22 protein-coding genes are annotated in these 22,141 nt (G+C 71.1%); 14 read left to right on the forward strand and 8 right to left on the reverse strand.

From position 1 onward, the window contains the following. Window positions 1-52: 52 nt before the first annotated feature. Both O9Y01_RS06555 and O9Y01_RS06560 read right to left on the reverse strand, forming a co-directional pair. Window positions 53-403 carry a winged helix-turn-helix domain-containing protein gene (locus O9Y01_RS06555; protein ID WP_269630733.1) on the reverse strand — a complete coding sequence of 117 codons (351 nt, stop codon included), beginning with the start codon at window positions 401-403 and terminating at the stop codon, window positions 53-55. Between the two features lies 1 nt (window position 404). Further along, entirely contained in the window at window positions 405-812 is a 408-nt protein-coding gene (locus tag O9Y01_RS06560) for a hypothetical protein (protein ID WP_269630734.1), read from the reverse strand. Between the two features lie 120 nt (window positions 813-932). Here O9Y01_RS06560 and O9Y01_RS06565 point away from each other — a divergent pair, with 120 nt between their 5' ends. Next, window positions 933-1,571: a class I SAM-dependent DNA methyltransferase gene (locus O9Y01_RS06565; protein WP_269630735.1), complete on the forward strand. Its 639-nt coding sequence runs from the start codon at window positions 933-935 to the stop codon at window positions 1,569-1,571. Further along, the gene (locus O9Y01_RS06570) at window positions 1,568-2,002 is read left to right on the forward strand and encodes a hypothetical protein (protein WP_269630736.1); all 435 of its coding nucleotides are present in this window, start codon (window positions 1,568-1,570) and stop codon (window positions 2,000-2,002) included. The genes O9Y01_RS06565 and O9Y01_RS06570 overlap by 4 nt, the downstream gene beginning before the upstream one ends. A 70-nt stretch (window positions 2,003-2,072) precedes the next feature. Here O9Y01_RS06570 and O9Y01_RS06575 read toward each other — a convergent pair whose 3' ends face one another. Further along, the gene (locus O9Y01_RS06575) at window positions 2,073-3,221 is read right to left on the reverse strand and encodes a Kelch repeat-containing protein (RefSeq protein ID WP_269630737.1); all 1,149 of its coding nucleotides are present in this window, start codon (window positions 3,219-3,221) and stop codon (window positions 2,073-2,075) included. A 309-nt stretch (window positions 3,222-3,530) separates the two neighbouring features. Here O9Y01_RS06575 and O9Y01_RS06580 point away from each other — a divergent pair, with 309 nt between their 5' ends. The 7 genes from O9Y01_RS06580 (at window position 3,531) to O9Y01_RS06610 (ending at window position 10,672) form a co-directional block, all read left to right on the forward strand. Next, complete coding sequence (locus tag O9Y01_RS06580; protein ID WP_269630738.1) at window positions 3,531-5,153, forward strand: hypothetical protein; 1,623 nt, start codon at window positions 3,531-3,533, stop codon at window positions 5,151-5,153. A 108-nt stretch (window positions 5,154-5,261) separates the two neighbouring features. After that, complete coding sequence (locus O9Y01_RS06585; protein WP_269630739.1) at window positions 5,262-5,660, forward strand: GntR family transcriptional regulator; 399 nt, start codon at window positions 5,262-5,264, stop codon at window positions 5,658-5,660. After that, entirely contained in the window at window positions 5,657-6,583 is a 927-nt protein-coding gene (locus tag O9Y01_RS06590; protein ID WP_269630740.1) for an ABC transporter ATP-binding protein, read from the forward strand. The genes O9Y01_RS06585 and O9Y01_RS06590 overlap by 4 nt, the downstream gene beginning before the upstream one ends. After that, window positions 6,580-8,064, forward strand: a complete 1,485-nt coding sequence (locus O9Y01_RS06595; RefSeq protein WP_269630741.1) for a hypothetical protein — start codon at window positions 6,580-6,582, stop codon at window positions 8,062-8,064. The genes O9Y01_RS06590 and O9Y01_RS06595 overlap by 4 nt, the downstream gene beginning before the upstream one ends. 58 nt (window positions 8,065-8,122) lie before the next feature. Next, window positions 8,123-9,679 (forward strand): sensor histidine kinase, encoded by a 1,557-nt coding sequence (locus tag O9Y01_RS06600; RefSeq protein WP_269630742.1) that lies wholly within the window; start codon window positions 8,123-8,125, stop codon window positions 9,677-9,679. Then, entirely contained in the window at window positions 9,676-10,368 is a 693-nt protein-coding gene (locus tag O9Y01_RS06605) for a response regulator (protein WP_269630743.1), read from the forward strand. The genes O9Y01_RS06600 and O9Y01_RS06605 overlap by 4 nt, the downstream gene beginning before the upstream one ends. 91 nt (window positions 10,369-10,459) lie before the next feature. Next, window positions 10,460-10,672, forward strand: a complete 213-nt coding sequence (locus O9Y01_RS06610) for a hypothetical protein (RefSeq protein ID WP_269630744.1) — start codon at window positions 10,460-10,462, stop codon at window positions 10,670-10,672. Between the two features lie 39 nt (window positions 10,673-10,711). On the opposite strand, the gene O9Y01_RS06615 is transcribed toward O9Y01_RS06610, so the two are convergent. Further along, entirely contained in the window at window positions 10,712-11,314 is a 603-nt protein-coding gene (locus O9Y01_RS06615; protein WP_269630745.1) for a chalcone isomerase family protein, read from the reverse strand. Between the two features lie 26 nt (window positions 11,315-11,340). Beyond that, window positions 11,341-12,894, reverse strand: a complete 1,554-nt coding sequence (locus O9Y01_RS06620; protein WP_269630746.1) for a methyl-accepting chemotaxis protein — start codon at window positions 12,892-12,894, stop codon at window positions 11,341-11,343. 248 nt (window positions 12,895-13,142) lie between these two features. On the opposite strand from O9Y01_RS06620, the gene O9Y01_RS06625 reads away from it, so the two are divergent. Together O9Y01_RS06625 and O9Y01_RS06630 are read left to right on the forward strand one after the other, a co-directional pair. Continuing rightward, a complete protein-coding gene (locus tag O9Y01_RS06625) occupies window positions 13,143-15,050 on the forward strand; it encodes a potassium transporter Kup (RefSeq protein WP_269630747.1) in 1,908 nt (635 codons plus the stop codon). Window positions 15,051-15,196: 146 nt separating this feature from the next. Further along, window positions 15,197-16,060 (forward strand): plasmid replication/partition related protein, encoded by an 864-nt coding sequence (locus O9Y01_RS06630; RefSeq protein WP_269630748.1) that lies wholly within the window; start codon window positions 15,197-15,199, stop codon window positions 16,058-16,060. 47 nt (window positions 16,061-16,107) lie between these two features. Here the strand turns inward: O9Y01_RS06630 and O9Y01_RS06635 are convergent, their stop codons facing one another. Then, on the reverse strand, window positions 16,108-16,647 hold the full coding sequence (locus tag O9Y01_RS06635; protein WP_269630749.1) for a flavin reductase family protein: 540 nt from the start codon (window positions 16,645-16,647) through the stop codon (window positions 16,108-16,110). A 126-nt stretch (window positions 16,648-16,773) separates the two neighbouring features. Here O9Y01_RS06635 and O9Y01_RS06640 point away from each other — a divergent pair, with 126 nt between their 5' ends. From O9Y01_RS06640 to O9Y01_RS06650, 3 genes are all read left to right on the forward strand, one after another. Next, window positions 16,774-17,268, forward strand: coding sequence for a hypothetical protein (locus O9Y01_RS06640; RefSeq protein WP_269630750.1), 495 nt, complete (start codon window positions 16,774-16,776; stop codon window positions 17,266-17,268). Window positions 17,269-17,326: 58 nt separating this feature from the next. Beyond that, window positions 17,327-18,937, forward strand: a complete 1,611-nt coding sequence (locus O9Y01_RS06645; RefSeq protein WP_269630751.1) for an AmpG family muropeptide MFS transporter — start codon at window positions 17,327-17,329, stop codon at window positions 18,935-18,937. 197 nt (window positions 18,938-19,134) lie between these two features. Beyond that, window positions 19,135-20,088: a M48 family metallopeptidase gene (locus O9Y01_RS06650; protein WP_442952734.1), complete on the forward strand. Its 954-nt coding sequence runs from the start codon at window positions 19,135-19,137 to the stop codon at window positions 20,086-20,088. Window positions 20,089-20,295: 207 nt separating this feature from the next. Here O9Y01_RS06650 and O9Y01_RS06655 read toward each other — a convergent pair whose 3' ends face one another. Together O9Y01_RS06655 and O9Y01_RS06660 are read right to left on the reverse strand one after the other, a co-directional pair. Continuing rightward, window positions 20,296-20,940, reverse strand: coding sequence for a Crp/Fnr family transcriptional regulator (locus O9Y01_RS06655; RefSeq protein ID WP_269630753.1), 645 nt, complete (start codon window positions 20,938-20,940; stop codon window positions 20,296-20,298). Window positions 20,941-21,115: 175 nt separating this feature from the next. Beyond that, complete coding sequence (locus O9Y01_RS06660; protein ID WP_269630754.1) at window positions 21,116-21,820, reverse strand: helix-turn-helix transcriptional regulator; 705 nt, start codon at window positions 21,818-21,820, stop codon at window positions 21,116-21,118. Between the last annotated feature and the right edge of the window lie 321 nt (window positions 21,821-22,141).

Raw genomic sequence — 22,141 nt, forward strand, 5'->3', positions numbered from 1 at the left:
GTGGGGACGGTACGCAATATACCTTCCTGCATAACGAACGCCAGCGGGCGGATCAGGCCAGCAGCTTCAGCAGGCGCTGGATGTCCGGCTTGCAGGCCGCCTGCGCCTGGGTCTCGATGCCGCGGTAGAGGTCCAGCAGCTGCCGGCCGCTGGGGCTCAGCTCGCTGCCACCGCCCTGCGACCCACCGGCCGCGCTGATCACCGCGGGCTCCTTCAGCGAGCGGTTCAGCTCGTCGATCAGGGCCCAGGCGCGCCGGTAGGACATGCCCAGGGCCTTGGCCGCGGCGGTGATGGAGCGGGTCTCGTCCAGGGCCTCCAGCAGGGCGATCTTGCCAGGGCCGATGGCGATGGTGTCGTCCACCGTCACCCGCATGCGCAGGCGCAGCTGGGGTTTGGCGCTCATTTCAGGGCTTGCCGGCGAGCTTGTGCAGCGTGAGCACGGCTTCGTAGTCCGCCGGACTGGGCGGCTTGCGGGTGTTGGGGCGGGGCTCCAGGCTCTTGAGCTGCAGGCTGTAGCCGCCGGCCTTGGCCGGCTCGGCGGCGGGCCAGCTCAGGGTCAGGACTTGCCCGGCGCCCTCGCTGGGCTGCACCCAGAACAGGGCCTGCGCCGTGCCGGCAGTGATGCACTGCACATTGACCGGGCAGCGCTGGTCGCGGTAGCCGATGAACTGGACCTGCAGGCTGCCCGCGGCATCGCCGCCAGCGGCCTGGAACTTGAGGCGCAGGGTCTCCTCGGCCGGCGCGGCCAGCGCGGAGGCGGCAGCCAGGGATAGGGCGGCCAGGGCGGCCAGACGTGAAGGCAGGGCAGTCATCCGGGCATCCTTTCAACGGAGATGGGCGCATTCTGGCACCGTGGCGCGCGGCCGCCTGCGGGCAGACCCGCCCCCAGGCTAAGCTGCAGGGTCCGCGACTCTTGAACTCCAGGACGCCCCATGGATCCCAGTGCCCAGTCCGCCCAGGTCTTTGACCAGCTGGCGGAGCTGTACCAGAGCAAGTACATGGACCTCGATCTGTACGACGAGAGCTATGCCCTGCTGGCCGCCCCGCTGCCGCCGCATGCGCGCGTGCTCGATGCCGCCTGCGGCCCCGGCACCGTGGCGCGCCGCCTGCTGACCTGGCGGCCGGACCTGCAGCTGCTGGGCGTGGACCTGGCGCCGCGCATGGTCGAGCTGGCCCGCGCCGCCGTGCCGGCCGCGCGCTTCGAGGTGGGCGACTGCCGCCAGCTGCCGGGCGAGGACGGCCGCTGGGATGCCATCGTCTGCGCCTTCGGCCTGCCCTATCTGGACCCGACGGAAGCCCAGGCCTTCATCGCCCGGGCCGCGCGCCTGCTGGCGCCGGGCGGCCTGCTCTACCTCAGCACCCAGGGCGGCCGCCCCGAGGATTCCGGCCCGCAGCGCAGCAGCCGCGGTGACGTGGTGCACGTGTGCTTCCATGCGATGGAGGGGCCGGGCAGCGTGGGCGCCTGGCTGACCGAGGCCGGCCTGCAGCGGCAGTCGCAGGCCCTGCTGCCCTGCCCGGCGAATGCGTCGGTGCAGACGGCGGACTGGTACTGCATCGCCCGCAAGCCATGAGCTTCCATGTCTACATCGCCCATGCCGGCTTCAAGGACAGCCCGGTAGACCGTGAGCAGTGGCTGGCCGCGGCCCGTGGCCGGCCGGAACTGGTGCCCCTGGGCACGCCGGAGGCGGCCTGCTTTGCGCTGGCCTCCGACAGCGCCCAGCGCCTCTCGCTCGACCCGCACGGGCTCGTTCACACGCAGAACCCCTCGCGAGAGCTGGTCGTGGTGATGTTCGAGTTGGCCGAGGTGCTCGGGGCGGGGGTGTACAGCGAGAAGCTCAAGCGCTACAGCTCCCCGCAGGATTGGGAAGCGCGGACGCGCAGCCATCGGGCGCAGCACCAGCGCCATCGGGCCCAGCTTCAGCGCGCGCGTCGCAGGACGCAGCTCCTGTGGGCCGCCGGGGCCCTGGGCGTGCTGCTGGTGTGCTGGCTTCTGCCGGGCTAGGGCCCCGGCGCGCCGCAGGCGGCGGCCGGGGCCGTGTCGCCGCCTCAGCAGGCGCGGCGACGCAGGGGCCTCAAGGCCAGTAGACGGTCACGTCCGCGATGGCCGCACCGCTGTTGTCAATGCCGCCGACGAGGAACACCGCGCCGGTGTTGGCCAGCGTGGCCACGGCCCAGGCGCGCTCCTTGCGCAGAGTGGCCACGGTCCGGAAGGTGCCGCGGACGGGGTCGTAGCGCTCGATGGAGGGGATGATGGTGTCCGCGCTGAGGCCGCCCAGCACCAGCGCGCCGCCGTCGTACAGGGCCGTGGCGGCCTCGTAGTCACGGGCCTTCAGAGGGCCGGGCAGCGCCTTGAAGGTCTTGGTGACGGGATCGAAGAGATCAGCGCCCTGGTTGCTGAGGACCAGCACGCGGCGGGAGCTCAGCTTGAGGGCCTGCGGCGTCTCGTTCTTGAAGTTCAGCGGGGACTCCAGCTGCGTGAAGGTGTTCGCCACCGGGTCGTACAGCTCGGCCGAGTTGGGGGCGCGGGCGGTCTGCCAATCGGTGCCGCCGACGATCAGGACCTGGCCGGAGTCCAGCAGCGTGGCGGCGTGATTCGTGCGCGGCGCGACCAGGCGCTGCGGTGTGAGGCTCTCGAACTTGCCGGTGGCGGGGTCGAAGACCTCGGCGGAGAAGGAGACCGTGCCCTGCCGCAGGCCCTGCCCGCCGGTGATCAGCACCTTGCCGTTCTTCAGCAGCGTGGCCGTGTGGCTGGAGCGCTCCAGCGTCATCGGCGTGGCTGCCAGCTGGAAGGTCTTGGTGCGGGGATCGAAGAGCTCGGCCGAGCTCAGCGCCAGCACGCGGCCGTCGCCCAGGTCGCCACCGGTCACGAGCACGCGGCCATCGGCCAGCAGCGTGGCCGTGTGGCCCTGCCGTGCCTGGACCATGCTGCTCAGCTGCTCGACCCGGCCGGTGACGGGGTCGATCAGCTCGGCGGCCACGGTCGCGAGGCTGCCGCTCTTGCCGCCCAGCACCAGCAGGCGGCCATCGTTCAGCTGGGTCACGGTATGACCCTGGCTGCGGGCGATGTTCAGCCGGATGGGGGCGGCGATGCCCACGGTGCTGCCATCGACCCCGGCCAGCGCCGCCGGCGTGGCGGCCACGGCCGCGCTCGATCCCATCAGGGCGCCGGCCAGCAGGCTCAGCACGAATCCCAGTCGCACAACTTTTGATTGATTCTTCATGACTTGATGGCGGTGAAGCCAGTTCCTTCGCGAGTGCAAGTAATCCCTTGTGGGGAGTGGATGGCATGCGCCCAGGGTGTAGGGGCGTGCCGGCGTGCACTCTAGGGACGCATCAATAACAAATTAGGAAAATGTCCACTGACGAAGTCGACAGGCGCACAGCGCAGCGGGTGGCGGGTGCCCTCGGTGCCGCTGCGCCGCCACTGGCAGTGCCGGACGTCACGCGCCTGCTGCTTGAGCCTGCGTCTTGCGGAAAGAAGCCTTCGTCGACAATCCCCGCCTTCAAAAAAACCGATAGATGAGAGAGGGATGATGAAGACAGTAGTGCGCAGCCTGAGCTCGAGCCTGAGCCTGAGCCTGGGCCTGGCCTTGGTACTTGCAGCTTGCGGCGGTGGTGGTGGAAGCAGCGGAACCGACGCCGGAACCACGCCCGTGACGCCCCGCTACCCGACCCGTGGCAGCTACGCGCCCGTGCTCAAGGTGCTGGGGTCCACGACGGAGCCCCGGCGAGGCCTGTCACTGGTGCACCCGGACGACCCCGGCGTCGAGTACATGATCGAGGACGGGAGCAAGTCCGTCAGCGACACCCTGACGCTCTATGCCGGTGTGGTGAATGCGGCTGCCGGGCGTGTGGACCAGATCACGCCGCATACGCTGCTGTACATCGCCGGCGGCATCGTAAGGGCGGTGCCGCTGCTGGCGAACGGGGAGGCGCCGAGCAGCGCCTTGCGCGGCCAGGCAACCCTGTCCATGAGCGCGTGCAGGTTCATGCAAGAGCCGAACGCCAACAACTATGCCGACCCGACCGCCACAAGGATCGGGGTGATCGCGCAGGGGCCGGACAATCGCTGCGGGACCGCCGACGACGTTCCCACGCCCTATTACTACGATCCGGCCTTGAATCTGGTCCAGCTTGTGGGCGGCGGCTCTACCGGCAATTTCGTCCGGGACCCGCAGACGCTGGCACCGAGCTACCAGGTCATGCCGTATAGCTTGGTGTCGCCAAGCGCTGCGTATGCGTTCATGCCCTATCCCGGCCCTTCGTTGCGTCGCATGGTGATCAGCTCGCCCGGCATGGCCGTCATGGAACTGGGCAGCAGCGAGCAGGACATCCAGCTTGTGGCGCTTGACGTGGTCCGCCGCAGCTATGTGGAGCTGGGCCCGGTCGCCACGGGAGCGAACTGGCAGGCGCTGGGCCATGACGCGTCGGCCTACTACCTCTATCGCAACGCCAGCGCGGCGTCCGGCACGAGCTGGACGGTCCTGCGGATCAGCAAGTCGCAGCCGCAGGCCGTGCGCATGGCCAGCGGCACCGGCCAGGTCCTGAATGCGGCGATGGGACAAGGCCAGCTGTACCTGACGGTTCAGCAGCCTGCGGGGAACCGGCTCTATGCAGTCGCCAAGGCAAGCCCGCATGCCTTGGTGCAGCTGGAGGCCACGCCGCCCGACCGCATGAGCGTCGTCCTGGCCTCTGCGGGGCAGGTCCATCTGTTCCTGCGGGTCAGCGGGGCCGGTGCGAGCGCGACCACCTCCATTGACATGGTGGACGAGGCCGGCGTCGTGCGAGCGACGGCTGCCAGCGCGCTGCCGCTGGCCCTGGTGGAGCCGGCCTCCATCGACTTCTCCCGCAGCGAGAACCGGACACGCTTCCTCTTTGCGGCCGGCATGGGCGCGCAGGGCTATGGCGATGCCAGCCTCCAGTCCTACGACGCCGGCGCGGGCGGCAGCGGGCTGGAGATCGGCCGTCTGCCCGGGACGTCGACCCTCGGCGGCAGCGCCGTGTTCGCCCACAGCTCGGCGGCGCTGGGCAATGCGGTGGCAGGGCAGGTCGTGTCCTCGGCCAACGGCAGCTTCCTGGCCAACGGCAGCCGCGTGTTCTCCTTCAAGGCGGACACGCCGAACAGCCTGGTCTTCACAAGCCGGGTTCGCTGAGAGGGCCTTCGCGCATCTGGGGCCCGCCGCGCGCGGGCCCCAGTGCCTTTTCACGCTTGCTTCTTCTGCCCAACTGTATTACTGTATTGATACACAACTCATTCACCCATGAACCCCCTGCACCTCTTCCACATCCAGACGGGCTCCACCGAACCCATCTACCGCCAGCTGCTGGAGCAGCTGCGGCGCCTGGTGGCGAGCGCCCAGCTCTCGGCGGGGCAGGAGCTGCCCTCGGTGCGCGAGCTGGCGGCGCATCTGGCGGTCAACCCGATGACCGTCTCCAAGGCCTACGGGCTGATGGAGGCGGAAGGTCTGGTGGAGCGCCAGCGCGGCCTGCCCATGCGGGTGGCGGCGCAGCACGGGCGGCGCCAGCCGCTGGGGGCGCGGGTCGAGCTGTTGCGTCCCACGCTGGAGAAGGCCGCCAGCGAAGCCCGCCAGCTGGAGCTCAAGCCCGCCCAGGCGCTGCAGCTGTTCCAGACCATTCTTGAAGAGGGAGACTCCGCATGAACACCCAGACCCTGAACGCCTCCGGCCTGCAGATGGCCACGCCGCTGTCCAGCCAGTCCGTTGCGCTGTCGCCCGCCCTGGAGCTGCGCGGCCTGAGCCTGCGCTACGGCACGCAGACCGTGCTGGACGGCATCGACTGGCAGCTGATGCCCGGCCAGGTGGTGGGCCTGCTGGGCCGCAACGGCGCGGGCAAGACCAGCCTGCTGGAATGCCTGCTGGGCCTGCGCGACCCGCAGCAGGGCGAGGCGCGGCTCTTCGGCTGCGATGTGCGTGCCCTGGACGACGCCACCCGCGCCCGCATCGGCTATGTGCCCCAGCAGTCCGACCTCTTCGAGCAGTTCACCCCCGCCCAGCTGCTGGCCTACTTCCGCAGCTTCTACCCGCGCTGGAACGAAGCGCTGGTGGACGGGCTGATGTCGCGCTGGGAGCTGCCGCGGGACAAGCCCATCGCCAAGCTCTCCGGCGGGCAGCAGCAGCGCCTGTCCATCGTGCGCGCCCTGGCCCATGGGCCGGACCTGCTGGTGCTGGACGAGCCCGTGGCTGCCCTCGACCCCCTGGGCCGCCGCGACTTCCTGCGCGAGCTGGTGGAGCAGGTGCTGGACCGCGGCACCACGGTGGTCTTCTCCACCCACATCCTGTCCGACCTGGAACGGGTGGCCTTCAATGTGGCCTTCATGGCCCGAGGCCGCCTGGCCCTGCAGGCGCCGCTGGACGGGCTGATGGACCAGTGCCGGATCGCCCAGGGCACGCCCCAGGCCCTGCAGGCCGCCGCGTGCGGCGCCGCGGTGCTGTCACGCCGCACGCTGGGCGAGGGTCAGGAGCGCTGGCTGCTGCAATGGCCCGAGGGTCAGGTCTTGCCTGACGCCGCGGCCGGCCTGCAGGGCGTGCAGCTGGAAGACCTGTTTGAGGAGCTCACCGCATGAACGCCCTTCTTGCCCCCACGAGCCTGCTGCTGTCCGCCCCCTGGCGCTGGCGCCTGAACCAGATGCCGCTGCGCCTGCTGTGGGGCGGCGTGCTGGGGCTGGCCGCCCTGCTGGGCCTGCTGGCCTGGACCAAGGGCGTCACCGCTGCCGTCTTCGCCGCCGGCCTGGCGGCTGCCGTGCTCTTCGTCATCGCCTGGATGCTGACGCTGTCCGGCCTGCGCCGCCAGAACCATCCGCACCTGGCCCGCCTGGTGCCGGCGCATGTGCCGCGCCTGCGCCTGGCCGTCCTGCTGCTGTGGGGCGTGCCCGTCGTGGTGGCCGGTGCCCTGGCCGCCTGGCTGCAGGCCGATGTCTGGAAGACCGTGCTGGTCACGGCCCTTTGCCTGAGCGTGCTGACCGCCCTGGTGCGCTGGCCCATGGGCTTCGTGCTGATCTGCTTCGCGCCGCCGGTCCTGGTGCCGCTGCTGCAGGGGAGCGCCCTCGGGCAGGGCCTGGTGCAGGCCTGGCTGGCCGTCTGGCAGTCCAACCCAGCCTGGCTGTGCCTGCCCCTGCTCGCCGGCCTCGCCCTGTTCCAGATGGACCTGATGGGCCAGGGCGACGCGGCCCACGCCCGGCGCTACGAGCAGATGCAGCGCCTGCTGGCCTCCATGCAGGACGGGGGCGCAGGCTACAACCCGCGCCACCAGGGCCGCTGGGGCCTGCGCGTGCTGTGGCTGTTCTCAACGCTGAACCGCTGGTACCTGGCGCGCCTGGTCCGCCGCCCCGAGCCCACGCTGCGCCACGTCCTGGCGCGCCTGGAGCTGCCGCTGTACGGCAGCGCGCACTGGACCATCGTCGTGGGCAGCATGATGGTCGTGCTGCCGGTGGTCGCGCTGGGCGGGGCGCTGATGTGGCTGCTGCTGCCTGACATGACACCGCCGGAGATGCACTGGCACGACATCGCCTGGACCTGGCCCCTGATGGCCCTCGGCCAGCTCTTCATGGGGATGATGATGGGCACGATGTTCAGCCTGGGCACCGCCCTGCAGCGCTCCCGGCGCGAGCAGGCGCTGCTGGTGCTGCTGCCGGGCCTGCCGCAGCAGGGCCAGTTGCGCGCCCGCCTGCTCGGCCGCCAGGTCCGGCTGATGCTGGGCCTGGCGGTGCCGGGGCTCCTGCTGCTCGGCCAGGCGGCCCTGCCGCCGCCCGGCGCCTTCCTGCAGGGTTTGGGCGTCGGTGCCCTGCTGGCCAGCCTGCTGCTGCTGCGCCGCTGGGACACCCGGACCTCGCCCGGCAGCACCGGCCTGCTGATCGTGGCCGTGCTCGGCGCCCTGGCCTGGCATGGCCTGCTGCCAGAGCACTGGGGCGTGGCACAGCGCTGCGGCCTGAGCGGCCTGGTGCTGGCGCTGGTCGCGGGGGCCTGGTTCCTGGGCCTGCGGCGCCTGCGCGACGAGGCCCTGCCGGCCTTGCCCTGGGGCCGCAACGCCTCCCGCCCCCTGGCCTGAGACCCGCGCCTGCCGTCCTGATGCCATCCTGACGCGGGGCCTGCTACCGTAGCGCCCCATGACCCTGCCACCCCTGCTCCAGCGCTGCCTGCCGCCCGCCCTCATCTGGGCGGCGTGCTGGGGCCTGATGCTGCGGGTGGACGCGCACGTGGAGCTGGCCAACCTGGTGCTGCTGCTGGTGCTGGCGTCCACGCTGAGCACGCTGTGGCTGCCCCTGCTGGCCTCCATGGTCCTGAGCCTGCTGGCGGTGCTGGCCTTCAACTGGCGCTTCGTCAGCCCCGAGCGCAGCATGGAGCTTCAGGGCTGGAGCCATCTGTGGTTGCTGGCGACCATGCTGGCGCTGTCCTGGCTGGTGGCCGTGCTGCTGAGCCGGCTGCGGCGCGAGGCGGACGCCGCGCGCCGCCATGCCGAGCAGGCTGACCAGCTGCGCGCCCTGGGCCAGGCGCTGCGGGACAGCCAGTCTCCCGTCGAGGCCGCTGCGCTGCTGCAGGGGCAGCTCGACGCCCTGCTGCCCACGCCCGCGCCCCTGCTGCTGGGCGCCGGCCCCTTGCCGCGTGAGAACCGCATGACCGAGGGCCAGCTGCTGATCGGCGATCCTGACGCGGACCAGCTCGCTGGCCTCTGGGCCTGCTGGCGCCAGGGCGTGCCCTTCGGCCCCGGTACCGGGCGCCACCAGGAGCTGCGGGCCTGGTACCTGCCCTTGCGCGGCCGCCTGGCCAGCCATGGCGCGGCCCTGCTGATCCTGCCGGACGCCCTGCATCCCGACCCCGAGCTGCGCGCCCATGCCCAGTCCCTGTGCGACCAGATGGGCCTGGCCCTGGAGCGCCAGTCGGCCGAGCAGGCCGCGCGCCGCGCCCATGACGAGGCCGAGGGCCAGGCCACCCGCAATGCCCTGCTGGCGGCCATCTCCCACGACTACCGCACGCCCCTGGCCACCATCATGGGCGCGGCCAGCTCGCTGCTGGATCAGGGTGAGCGTCAGACCCAGGCCCAGCGCCAGAAGCTGCTCGCCACCGTGCTGGACGAAACCCGCCAGCTCTCCCGCATGACCGACAACACCCTGCAGCTGGCCCGCCTGGAGCGCGCCGGCCTGCAGCTGCGCATGGACTGGGAGGCGCCGGAAGAGGTGGTGGGCGCGGCCCTGCGCCGCGTGCGCCAGCGCCAGGCCCAGGCTGCGCAGCGCGTGCGCCTGCGCGTGGCCAGCGCCCTGCCCCTGCTGCAGTGCGACGCCGTGCTGCTGGCCCAGCTGCTGGACAACCTGCTGGACAACGCCCTGCGCTATGCGCCGGAGGGGCCCATCGAGCTGCTGGTGCGCCACGAGGCCGGCGAGCTGCTGATGGCCGTGCGCGACCGCGGCCCCGGCGTGCCGCCGGCCGCGCGGGCGCGCATCTTCGAGCCCTTCCAGCGGGTGGAGGAGCTGGACCGCGAACGGCCGGACGCCGCCGGCAGCCGCCGCGGCGCCGGCGTGGGCCTGGCGGCCTGCCGGGCCATCGCCGCAGCCCATGGCGGCAGCCTGCGCCTGCGGGCCCGCAGCCATGGCGGCTCGAGCTTTGAATGCCGGCTGCCCGTGCAGGCGCCGCCGGCACTGGACACACCGATGGAGGACACGCCATGAGCCTGCGCGTGATGCTGGTCGAGGACGATCGCGAGTTGCGCCGCACCCTGCGCGACGCCCTGGCCCTGGAGGGCTACGAGGTGCAGACCGCCGCCAGCCTGGCCGAGGGCCATGCCTTGCTGAGCCATGCCGAGGCCCCGGACCTCGTGCTGCTGGACCTGGGCCTGCCCGACGGCGAAGGGGAGGAGCTGCTGCAGCGCCTGCGCCGCGAGCGCGGCACGCCGCTGCTGGTAATCTCTGCCCGCGAGCAGGACGGGGCCAAGGTCCGCCTGCTGGATGCCGGCGCGGACGACTACCTGGTCAAGCCCTTCTCCATCAGCGAGCTGCTGGCCCGCATGCGTGTGGCCCTGCGCCACCGCGGCGTGCACACGCGCGCGGCCGTCACCCGCTACGAGCAGGGCCGCCTGTGCGTGGACCTGGAGGCGCACCGCGTGAGCCTGGACGGCGAGGTCCTGCACCTCACGCCCACCGAGTTCAAGCTGCTGGCGCGCCTGGTGCGCAGCGCGGGACAGGTCGTCACGCACCGGGCGCTGCTGGCCGATGTGTGGGGCCCCGAGTTCACCGAGCACACCCACTACCTGCGCCTCTACATGGGCCAGCTGCGCGCCAAGCTGGAGGCCGAGCCGGCCGATCCCCGCCTGCTGCTGACCGAGCCCGGGGTGGGCTACCGCCTGGCCGATGCGCGCTGAGGCAGCGGACCGCCCGTCCCATATGCGTTCCTGATGACAGGGAGCCGATGCTGCGCTCCAGGGCCCGCACAGAGGCCTGGAGGACGACGGCATGGCTCAGGGAGGCGCGGCGGGCGCGCAGTGCAGCAGGGGGGGCGAAAGCCGGCGGCAGCCGGGCCGGGGCGCGGGCGCCCTCAGGTGTCTGCTGCCGGCCCTGCTGCTGCTCCTGCCCTGCGCGGGCCTGGGCCTGCTGGCCAGCGCGCTGCCGCTGCTGCCCCCGGCACCCTGCTGGGGGCTGTGCCTGCTGCTCCTGCTGCGCCGCTGAACGGCCCGGTCGCGGGACTGGCGGGGCGGCGGCTGGGGGTCAGGTCTTGCCACCCAGCAGGGCGGGCTTGAGGCTGGTGTCCACGGGCTTCTCGCCCAGCCAGATCTTCAGCACGGCGTTGTAGAAGCCGATGTCGGGCAGGGTCTCGCCCACGGTCTTGCCGTTGACGGCCATCACCATGCCGGTGCCGGGCACCCAGTCGGCCGTCAGCGTGTCGCCCTTCTTCATCGAGCCCACATTGACGAAGACCTCGCCAAAGGCGCCCAGCTGGTTGACGAACTTGGAGCGCTCCGCCTTGTCGGTGTTGGCGGTGATGCCGGCCATGAAGGCCTGGCCGAAGTCCTCGCCGGTGACCTCGCGCAGCATGGTGATGGAGAAGCGCCGCGGCCCCTGCGATTCAAAGACACCGGCCGGCGTGGTCTGCTTCTCCGTGAGGTAGAGGCCCATCACGTAGACCTTGACGATCACCCGCGTGCGGATGCCGGCGCCATTGAGCTTCAGCTCCTTGCCGGCGACCTTGGCCGTGGGCTCGACGTTGACGCCGGCGACCTCCACCGCCTGTGCCGTCCAGGGCAGGGCCGCGGCCAGCAGGCCGGCGGCGACGAGGGTGCGGCGGGAGAGACGAGAGGGACGAAGACTCATGGGCGCTCCTTGGTTCGAAGGGGGTGTCAGCGGCGCTCGTCCAGCTGGAACAGGCTGACGACCTGCTCCAGGGAATCGGCCTGGCTCTTCATGGAATCCGCGGCGGCGGCTGCCTGCTCGACGAGGGCCGCGTTCTGCTGGGTGCTCTGGTCCATCTCGTGGATGGTACGCGTGACGCGCTCGATGCCCTCGGTCTGCGATTCGCTGGCCATGGAGATCTCGCCGATCACGGTGGTCATGCGCTGCACGCTGGCCACCACGCCGTCCATGGTCGAGCCCGCCTGCTGCACCAGCTGGCTGCCCTGGGCGACCTTCTCGACCGAGTCGCTGATCAGGCTCTTGATCTCCTTGGCGGCGCCGGCGCTGCGCTGGGCGAGGCTGCGCACCTCGGCGGCCACCACCGCAAAGCCGCGGCCCTGCTCGCCGGCCCGCGCGGCTTCCACCGCGGCATTCAGGGCGAGGATGTTGGTCTGGAAGGCGATGCCGTCGATGACGCTGATGATGTCCACGATCTTCTTGGACGAGGCGTCGATCGAGCCCATGGTGCTCACCACGCGCGAGACCACCTCGCCGCCCTCGTGCGCCACCTGCGAGGCCTGCTGGGCCAGCTCGTTGGCCTGGTGGGCATTGCGGGCGTTGCGGCGCACGGTCTCGGTGAGTTCGTTCATCGAGTGCTTGGTCTGCTCCAGGGCCGCGGCCTGCGTCTCGGTGCGGGCCGACAGGTCCATGTTGCCGCTGGCGATCTCGGCGGAGGCCGAGGCGATGGACTCCGTGCCGTCTCGCACCTTGCCCACGATCTGCTTGAGCCCCTCGTTCATCTCGGCCAGGGCCTCCAGGAGCTGGCTGGTCTCGTCCTGCCCGCGGACCTCGATGCTGCTGCTCAGGTTGCCCGAGGCCACCTTGCGGGCCACGGCCACCGCGCCCCGCAGCGGGCCGACGATGCCGCGCGAGACCAGCACGCTGATCAGCACGCTGGCCGCGCTGGCGCACACGGCCAGCACGGCGATCACGGTGATGCTGCGGCTGGCCAGGGCCTGGGCATCGGCGCCGGCCTCGTCCATCTGCTTGTTCTGGGACTCGACGAACTTGTCCATCAGCGCGAGGTACTTGACCTGCAGCGCGCGCACGGAGAACAGGAACTTCAGCGTGGCCTGGTCCTTGTCGCCTTCGGCCACCAGCTTCACGAAGCCGGCCTGGGCCGGCATGAACTTGCCGCGCACCTCGGTCATGGCCTTCAGCGCGGCCTTGCCTTCCTCGTCATTGACCAGCTGCTCCAGCGCCGCGATGGACTTCTCGTGCGACTGCAGCAGGCTCTCGACGGAGGCCAGCTCCTTCTTGACCTGCTCCTCGTTGGTCATGATCAGGGTGCTCATCATGCCGCGCGAGGCATCGCCCAGCTCGGCCTTGGCCTTGTTGGCCAGGTAGGTCTTCTGGAAACCAGCGTTGATGGCCTCGTTCACATCGCGGCTGAGCGCGCGCGTGCTGGAGATCGCCAACCCTGCCATCACAAGCAGCAGGACGATCACCACCCCAAAACCCAGGGTCAGACGCTGACCGATTCGAAGGGAACTGAACTTCATCGCGGCACACTTTCTCTGACGGATGAGGCCGGCGCCGGGACGCGCGCACAGCCATCCCCCGGGAATGCGGGGGTCTTTCAGTCTTCCACAGGCGCGCTTTTCCGGTGGCACCAGGGACGTGACTTTTGGCGCTGTTTTGGTGCCTTCAGCGCCCGCCTGTGGCGCGTTCGGCACTGGATCGGCACTTATGCGTTCCTGATGACGCCAAGGCGACAGTCCGGCCATCCCCACTGCCGGCTGCTGTGCCCATGGCCTCCCAACTCCCTTCCCCGGCCCCCGACGGCCACGCTCCTCAGGGCCTGGCCGCCCTGACCCTCGGCGCCATCGGCGTCGTCTACGGCGACATCGGCACCAGCCCGCTCTATACCGTCAAGGAGATCTTCCTGCCGGCCACGGGCGTGGCGCTGGCCGCGCCCAACATCATCGGCGCGGTGTCCACCATCCTGTGGGCGCTGATGCTGGTGGTCTCGCTCAAGTACGTGCTGCTGATCCTGCGCGCGGACAACCGCGGCGAGGGCGGCGGCCTGGCATTGACCGCCCTGGCCGCGCAGGCCGTGAAGGACCGCCCGCAGCTGCGCGGCGTGCTGCTGCTGCTGGGCGTGTTCGGCGCCACCCTGTTCTATGGCGACAGCATCATCACGCCGGCCGTGTCGGTGATGGGCGCCATCGAGGGTCTGGAGGTGATCACGCCCACGCTGAAGCCCCTGGTCCTGCCGCTGTCGCTGCTGATCCTGGTGGGGCTGTTCGTGATCCAGCGTTTCGGCACGGCGGTGGTCGGGCGGCTCTTCGGCCCGGTGATCACCCTGTGGTTCGCGGTGCTGGCCGGCATGGGCGTCTGGCACATCGCGCAGGAGCCCGGCATCCTGGCCGCCCTGAACCCCGTGCACGCCTGGCACTTCCTCACGGAGCGCGGCTGGCACCTCTTCGCCACCGTGGGCGCCGTCGTGCTGGCCCTGACCGGCGCCGAGGCACTCTATGCCGACATGGGCCACTTCGGCGCCCGCCCCATCCGCCTGGCCTGGACCGGCCTGGTCCTGCCCTCCCTGGCCCTGAACTACATGGGCCAGGGCGCCCTGCTGCTCAAGGACCCCGGCGCCATCGAGAACCCCTTCTACCGGCTCTTTCCCGAAAGCGCGCTGCTGCCCGCCGTGGTGCTGGCGGCCCTGGCGGCGGTGATCGCCTCGCAGGCCGTGATCTCGGGCGCCTATTCCATGACCAAGCAGGCCATCCAGCTGGGCTTCCTGCCCCGCATGGAGGTGCGCAACACCTCGGCCCGCGAGGCCGGCCAGATCTACATGCCCGGCGTCAACTGGGCCCTGCTGGCGGGCGTGCTGGCGGCCGTGCTCTTCTTCGGCAGCTCCTCGGCCCTGGCCGGCGCCTACGGCATCGCCGTGACCCTGACCATGATGATCACCACGGTACTGACCTTCTTCGTGGTGCGCCACGGCTGGGGCCTGCCGGCGCCCGTGGCCTACGGTGCCACGCTGTTCTTCCTGGCCCTGGACGGCCTGCTGGTGGCCGGCTGTGCGATCAAGTTCCTGGACGGCGGCTGGTTCCCCCTGGCCATGGGCGGCCTGCTCTTCCTGGTGATGAGCACCTGGGCGCGCGGCCGCAAGCTGCTGATGCAGGGCATCCAGCGCGACGGCCTGGCCCTGCTGCCCTTCCTGCAGGGCATCGCCGCCAGCGACAGCGGCGTGTACCGCGCCAGCCGCACGGCGGTCTATGCCGTGGCCAACCCGGACACCGTGCCCCAGGCCCTGCTGCACAACCTCAAGCACAACCAGGTGCTGCACGAGCAGAACCTGATCCTGACCGTGGTCTACGCCGAGCGGCCCCACGTGCCTGAAGGCGAGCGCGTGGAGCTGGCGCCGCTGGTGCCGGGCTTCTGGCGCGTGACCCTGCACTTCGGATTCATGGATGCGCCCGACGTGCCGGCCGCCCTGGCCCTGTGCAAGCCCCTGGGCCTGGAGGTGCCGTCTTTCGAGACCAGCTATTTCCTCAGCCGCGAGACCGTGGTGCCCACGCCCGGTTCCGGCATGGCCCACTGGCGCGAGCGCCTCTTCGCCACGCTGAGCCGCAATGCCGGCAGCGCCGCGGAGTACTTCCGCCTGCCGGACAACGCCGTGGTGGAGCTGGGCACGCGGGTGCAGATCTGAGCGGATGACGCTCGAGCGGACCTCAGGGAGGAGGTCGCAGACGCCGGCCCGGTGTGTCCTTCGCAGGGGCCGGGCCGGCGTGACTGCGTGGCGACTGCCTACAATCGCGGCCCGCAGAACCTGTTGTACCCGTCCCCGCGCCCGTCATGAACATCATCGTCAAGGAAGAACTCAAGGCCTATATCGACCCGCTGACGCCCGAGGAGCATGAGGCCCTGGAGCGCAGCATCCTGGCCGAGGGCTGCCGCGACGCCCTGGTGCTGTGGGGCGACGTGCTGGTGGACGGGCACAACCGCTACGGCATCTGCCAGAAGCACGGCCTGCCCTTCCAGACCATTCAGCATCCGCACTTCAAGTCCATGGAGGACGTGCACCTGTGGATGATCGACCAGCACCTGGGCCGCCGCAGCGTCTCCGACTTCCAGCGCGGCGTGCTCGCCCTGCGCAAGAAGGAGATCCTGACGGAGCGCCGCAGCCGCAAGCTGGCCGAGAGCGCCGAGCAGATGGCCGCGCAGACGGCCTCGGGCGAGGCCGGCGTGGCCGATGCCGCCGAGGCGCCCTGGGACGGCCAGGCCGAGCTGCCGCCCGTTCCTGCCCTGAACACCCGCGAGGCGGTGGCCCGGGCCGCCCGCATCAGCGCGGCCCAGGTCCAGCAGATCGAGAAGATCCAGAAGAGCGCCGCCCCCGAGCTGGTGGCCGCCGTGCGCGCCGGCACCGTCTCGCTCAACACCGCGGCCACCGTGGCCGCCCTGCCGGTGGAAGAGCAGCAGGCCGTCGTGGCCGCCGGCAAGGACGAGATCAAGCAGGCGGCCAAGCGCGTGCGCCAGGCCAAGGCCAAGCCCAAGGAGGGCGCGGCCGAGGGTGACGAGAAGCTCAACAGCGCCGGCCTGCCGCCCGTGACCGCCGAATCCGCCACCGAAGCCCAGATCAAGGCCCTGCAGGCCCGCGTGGCCGAGCTGGAAGCCGAGAACGCCGCGCTGCGCGGCCAGCTGGCGGCGCTCCAGGGCTGAGCGGGATCCAGCGGCGGGGGCAAGACCTGGCCCCAGCTTGCCTTCGCTCAGATCGGCAGTTCGGTGTAGTAGCGCCCGCCGTGGAAGATCAGCGGCTGGGCCTGGGGCGTCACGCTGCAGCGCTCCACCTCGCCCACGAAGATGACGTGGTCGCCCTCTTCATACTGGCTGCGGTTGGCGCATTCGAAGACCGCCGCGCAGCCCTGCAGCACCGGCACGCCGCCGGCCCCCTCGCTCCAGGCCTGGCCGGCGAAGCGGTCGATGTCGCGGGTGGCGAAGCGCTGGGCCAGGGCCTTCTGGTCGGCCGCCAGGATGTGGATGGCGTAGTGCGAGCCCCGGCTGAACACCGGCATGGACCCGGCGCGGCGGGCCAGGCTCCACAGCACCAGGGGCGGGGACAGCGAGACACTGTTGAAGGAATTGGCCGTCAGCCCCACCAGCGCGCCGTCCCCGGAGCGGGCGGTCACGATGCACACGCCGGTGGCGAACAGGCCCAGGGCGGCACGGAACTGCTGGGCATCGGCCGGGTCGGCCGCGGTGCCGGGGGCTTCGGCCGGGCTTGTCGGAAGCGCAGGTGGAATTGACATGCATCTATTGTCGCCGGCCTGCCATGCCTTCGGGGGCGCCGGGAAATGGGCGTCGTCCGGGCCGGACTTCGTCAAAGATTGCGCTGGCTCAGAGCGTTTCCGGCGTGACCCGGGTCCACTGCAGGCGTGGATACGCAGCGCCCTTCCCCTTCCAGCAGCGCCGGCACCTGGCCGGTCCTGCCGCCCCTGCCCGTCGCCCTGACGCCGGCGGGGCCGACGGGCCTGTCCGGTCCTTGCGAGCTGTGGTTGCTGGACGGCAGCCAGCTGCAGGGCTGCCTGAGCGCCTTCCACGACGGCGACCTGGCCCTGGACCTGGTGCTGCCCGGCCAGCGCCGCCCCCTGTGCGTGCCGGTGGGCCGGCTGCAGTACCTTCACCTGGACACCCTGCCCGAGACCCAGGACGGCCTGGGCGAGCTTCACGGCCCGCGCGTGGCCCTGCACGGCCCGGCCTCGGAGCCCCTGCTGGCCGAGTGCCTGGGCGAGCGGACCGTCTCCGGCGGCCACTGGCTGCTGCTGCGCACCGCGCCGGGCCGCGTCGGCCAATGGTTCCTGCCGCGGCACCGGGCGGTGACGCTGCGCTGCCTGGAGTCGGGCCCGCCGCCCGGCACGCCGCTCAGCTGAGCCCGGTCGGGGCCCTGTCCGGGGCAGGGGCCCGTACCCCGCCCCTAGAATCCGCGCCATGCCCCTGTCTCCCGCCCCCGTGGCGCCTTCGGCAGCGCCCGGCCTGGCGGCGCGGCTGCAAAGCGTCTACCGCCTCGCCGTCGTCACCCTGCTGGGTTTTGCTTCGGGCCTGCCGCTGTCCCTGACCGGGCCCACGATGCAGGCCTGGCTGAGCGGGGAGGGCATCGACCTCGCCACCATCGGCGTGCTGAGCCTGGTGGGCCTGCCCTACACCTTCAAGTTCCTGTGGGCCCCCCTGATGGACCGCTTCGAGCTGCCGCTGCTGGGGCGGCGTCGCGGCTGGATGGTGCTGACCCAGCTGGCCCTGGCGGGCCTGATGATGGCCATGGCGGCGGTCTCGCCGTCCGCCAGCACCCACCTCTTCGCCTTGCTGGCGCTGGGCGTGGCCTTTGCCTCGGCGGCCCAGGACATCGTCATCGACGCCTACCGGACCGACGTGCTGCTGCCCGCCGAGCGCGGCCTGGGCGCCTCGCTCAATGTGGCGGGCTACCGCCTGGCCATGATCGTCTCCGGCGGCCTGACCTTCATCTGGGTGGACCCGCAGCAGGGCGGTGGCTGGACCTGGCCCCAGGTCTACCGGGCCATGGCCTGGCTCATGGTGGTGGCGGCCGTGGCCTCGGTGCTGCTGGTGCCGCGCCTGCGCCAGTCCCGGGCACCGCAGAGCGTGGCCCAGCACGATGTGCAGGGCTTCCTGCTGGTGCTGGCCACGGTGGCGGCCGGCGCCACGGCGGTCAATCTGCTGCTGGCGCCCGCGCTGCGCGAGGCCCTGGCCCCGCTGTGGGCCAGCACCCGTCTGCCTGCCCCGCTGGCCGGCAAGTGGACGGACTTCCTCACCCTGCTCGTGGGCATCGCCCTGATCGGCCCGGCGGCGCTGTGGGCCGCGCGCCGGGCACGCTTCGAGACCCTGCTGAACAGCCTGGGCAACTACTTCGCCCAGCCCGGCGCCATGGCCTTCCTGGCGCTGATCGTGCTCTACAAGCTGGGTGACGCCTTCGCCCAGGCCCTGTTGACGCCCTTCTTCCTCAAGGGCATGCACTTCAGCACGGCCGAGATCGGCGTGGCCTACAAGGTGATCGGCATGTGGCTGAGCATCCTGGGCGCTCTGCTGGGCGGGGCGCTGATGCTCAAGCTGCGGCTGTGGCGCTCCCTGCTGCTCTTCGGCAGCCTGCAGACCCTCAGCGCCCTGGGCCTGTGGTGGCTGGCGCAGGCCGGACCGGGGCAGCTCGGGCGCATCGTCATGCCGGCCTTCGACTGGGGCTTCGTCAAGCTGGCCCAGGCCACGCCGGTGGATGTGAGCCTCATGCTGGCCGTGGCCAACGAGAACCTCTGCGGCGGCATGGCCACCGCCGCCCTGCTGGCCCTGCTGATGAGCCTGTGCAACCAGCGCTTCACGGCCACGCAGTTCGCCCTGCTCTCGGCTTTTGCCATGGTGGGACGCGTCTGGGTGGGCCCGCTGGCGGGCGTGCTGGCGGAGTCCATCGGCTGGCCGGACTTCTTCATCGTCGCCTTTGTGCTGGGCCTGCCGGCCCTGCTGATGCTGCTGGGGCCGTTGCGCCGGGCCATCCTGGCCCTTGAAGTGGCGCCGGACGACGCCACCTCAGGCACGTGAGCCCCTGCTTCCCGGCTGGCCTGAAACTTGCCGATCGCCGCCAGACCACGGCGCGATGAGCGGTGGCCGCATGGACAAGGCGACGGGGCGGCAGATTCTCCACGCGGCCTGACCGTCGGCGGCGCGCTGTGTACAGTCGGTGCCTGGCGTCCAGGCATGGGTTTGACCGGCCCGGTCGCGCCAAGACTTGCATGACCATGAACGAATTCATCCTTCACCACCAACTCCCCCTGGACGGCGTGCCGGCCTACGGTTTCGGCCGCTGCGACTGCGCGGGCTGTGCGCCCAGGCAGCCTGCCCGCCGGCTCTTCACCGGCCTGCTGGGGCTGGGCGCCCTGGGCGTGGCCGCCCCGGCGCTGGCTCGCGAGGGTGTGGAGGTGGGGGAGAAGAGCTGGGCCACCAAGCTGGTCTCGGCGGAACAGGTGGAGACCGCGGCGGCCCAGCAGTACGCGCAGACCATGCGCCAGGCGGCCCAGCAGCGGGCCCTGGCGCCGGCCAACCATCCGCAGGTGATCCGCCTGCGCGCCATTGCCCAGCGCATCATTCCCTTCGCCCTGCCGTGGAACCCGCGGGCTCAGGGCTGGAAGTGGGAGATCAACCTGATCGGCAGCGCCCAGCTCAATGCCTACTGCATGCCCGGGGGCAAGATCGCCTTCTATTACGGCATCCTGGAGAAGCTGCAGCTCAGCGATGACGAGGTCGCGATGATCATGGGCCACGAGGTGGCCCACGCCCTGCGCGAACATGCCCGCGAGCGCATGGGCAAGGGAGCGGCCACGCGCCTGGGCGCAGGCCTCATCTCCGGACTGCTGGGCCTGGGCAATGTGGGCGATGCCGTGGTCAATATCGGCGCCCAGCTGGCCACGCTCAAGTTCGGCCGCGAGGACGAGACCGAGGCCGACCTGGTCGGCATGGAGCTGGCCGCCCGCGCCGGCTACAACCCGGCGGCTGGCGTGAGCCTCTGGCAGAAGATGGGCCAGGCGTCTTCGGGGGCGCCGCCACAGTGGCTGTCCACCCACCCGGCAGGGACCACCCGCATCAAGGACATCGAGGCCAATCTGCCCAAGGTGCAGGGCCTGTACGAGCGCGCGCCCAAGCCCGCCGAGCGCTTCGAGCCCGCTCCGCCGCTGAAGAGCCGCAGCGCCAACTGATCGGGCCTGGCTGGCACCGGCCCCACGGGCCTGAGGCCGGGCCGCCATCTCTCCGGGGGGCGGGTCACCTGCTGACGATCAGCGGACCATCAGCGAACCACCAGCGGGTCCCCCGCCTGCTCGAAGCCGGTCACCCAACGGGCACCAACCGGTTCCCAGCCTGTCACCCGGCTGCTATCCGCCTGCTGTCTGCCTGCTGTCCGCCCGTTACCAACGGGCCGGCAGGTTGCGCACCCGTTCGTAGCGGCCGCGCTCGGCCTTGACCAGGTAGCCGCCCAGCTCCAGGTCCTTGATGAGCTTGGAGATCATCTCGCGCGAGCAGCCCAGGCGCTGGGCCATGGCCTGGTGCGTGAGCCGCTGGTGGGCGAGTTCCGGGTCCTCCAGCAGGTGTTTGAGGCGGCCGTAGACGTCGTTCAGCGCCAGCTGCTTGGTGGACAGGGTAGCCGCGCGGGCGCGCTGGATGACCTTGGAGATCAGCTCCAGCGCGAACTCGGGCTCGGCCCGGATGTGCTCCAGCAGGCTGGCGCGCGTCAGCAGGACGCAGCGACAGGGTGACTCGGTGATGACGCTGGCACTGCGTGGCCCGCCGTCCAGGCTCATCTCGCCCACATACTCGCCAGCCCCGTAGACGCCGTAGGTGATCTCGCGACCGCGGTGGTCGCAGCTGAAGACGCGCAGCTGCCCGGTGAGGACCAGGTAGAGCGTGTCCCCCTGGCTGCCTTCCTCGATCAGCAGGGTGCCCTTGCGGTAGCTGCGCTCCACGCCACGGGCCGCCAGGCGCTGAAGCAGCGGCGGCAGGCCGGGCCAATCGGCCGCGGGCGGGGTTGGGGAGGGGGCGGCAGCTGGGCTCATGAAACGGTGCGAAGGCGGCACGGGGTGGGTCGCGCCCGACGCGGATCATGTTAGCGCGCTCGCTTCCTGGTGGCTGCTGTCATTGAATGCAAGGCCCCTGGGCTGGCAGGACCGCTGGGGAGCGCTCTGCCAGCCCCGGCAGGGGGTGGGGCAACAAGGACGGGCGGCGCGCTGCTCAGGCCAGCTCCATGCGCAGCGCCGACATCAGCGGCGGCAGCACCGCCAGCTGGCGCAGGAGTTCACCGATGCTCTGGGCCCCGGACTTGGCGCGGATGCTCTGGATCTGGGTGCGCACGGTGGAGATGGCCACGCCCTGCTCCTCTGCCACCTTGTTCGGGCGGGCGCCCTCGCTGAGCAGCTTGAGGACCTCGGTTTCAGTCGGCGTCAGGCCGTAGCGCAGGGCGAACCACTGGGCGGCCAGGTCCGCACAGAGCTGCAGGCGCTCCAGCACCAGCAGCACGGCGGCCTGCTCCACATTGCGGTTCAGGGGGACCACCACGACGTTCGTTCGCTCGCTGCCTTCGCCCAGTCGCAGCAGGCAGCGCCGGCCTTCGGTCTCGGCTTTGCCCAGGGCTTCGAACAGCGGCCCGTTGTCGGTGTCCAGGCGGGTGCGCAGCTGGCCGCCCTGCACCTGCAGCGGGAAGCGGGCGTCCAGCGTGCGGCGGGCGGCATGGTTGGTGTAGAGCAGCTGGCCCGAGCCGCTCACCAGGAGCACGCCGTAGTCCAGCTCCTCCAGGACCAGATTCAGCCAGTGGGTACTGAGGGACACGGCGCGTCGCCGCTCCTGGGGCACGCTGCGGGGCAGCGGTTGGCGCAGCTCATGCAGCACCTGGTCGGCGATGCGCAAGGCGCTCACGCGCGACAGGGCGGCCGACTCCATCGACGGATTGCTAGACCACATATTCATCTCCCGGATGTGGCGGAGTCGCGACCTGCGCCCCGCACGTTGGATGTCACCGGACGGGACGCAGCCAGCGCCAGGTCCCGTGTCGGTTGCGGACACGGCGCAGACCTCGCGCCAATCGCCACGGAGCGCTCCCAGAAGCGTCACTTCTTGCCGGCCTTGAGGGTCCAGGCAGCTGGGGCGGGCCGGTGCTTCCTTGAGAGATGACAGGCCCCGTAGCGAAGGCCATAGCCTAGGAGTGCACCTGAGACCTCGGCGGTGAATCTTCTGAAACGGAAATGTGAGGAATTCACCTTC

The organism is Pelomonas sp. BJYL3, from assembly GCF_027257975.1.
Lineage (GTDB): Bacteria > Pseudomonadota > Gammaproteobacteria > Burkholderiales > Burkholderiaceae_C > Roseateles_B > Roseateles_B flavus.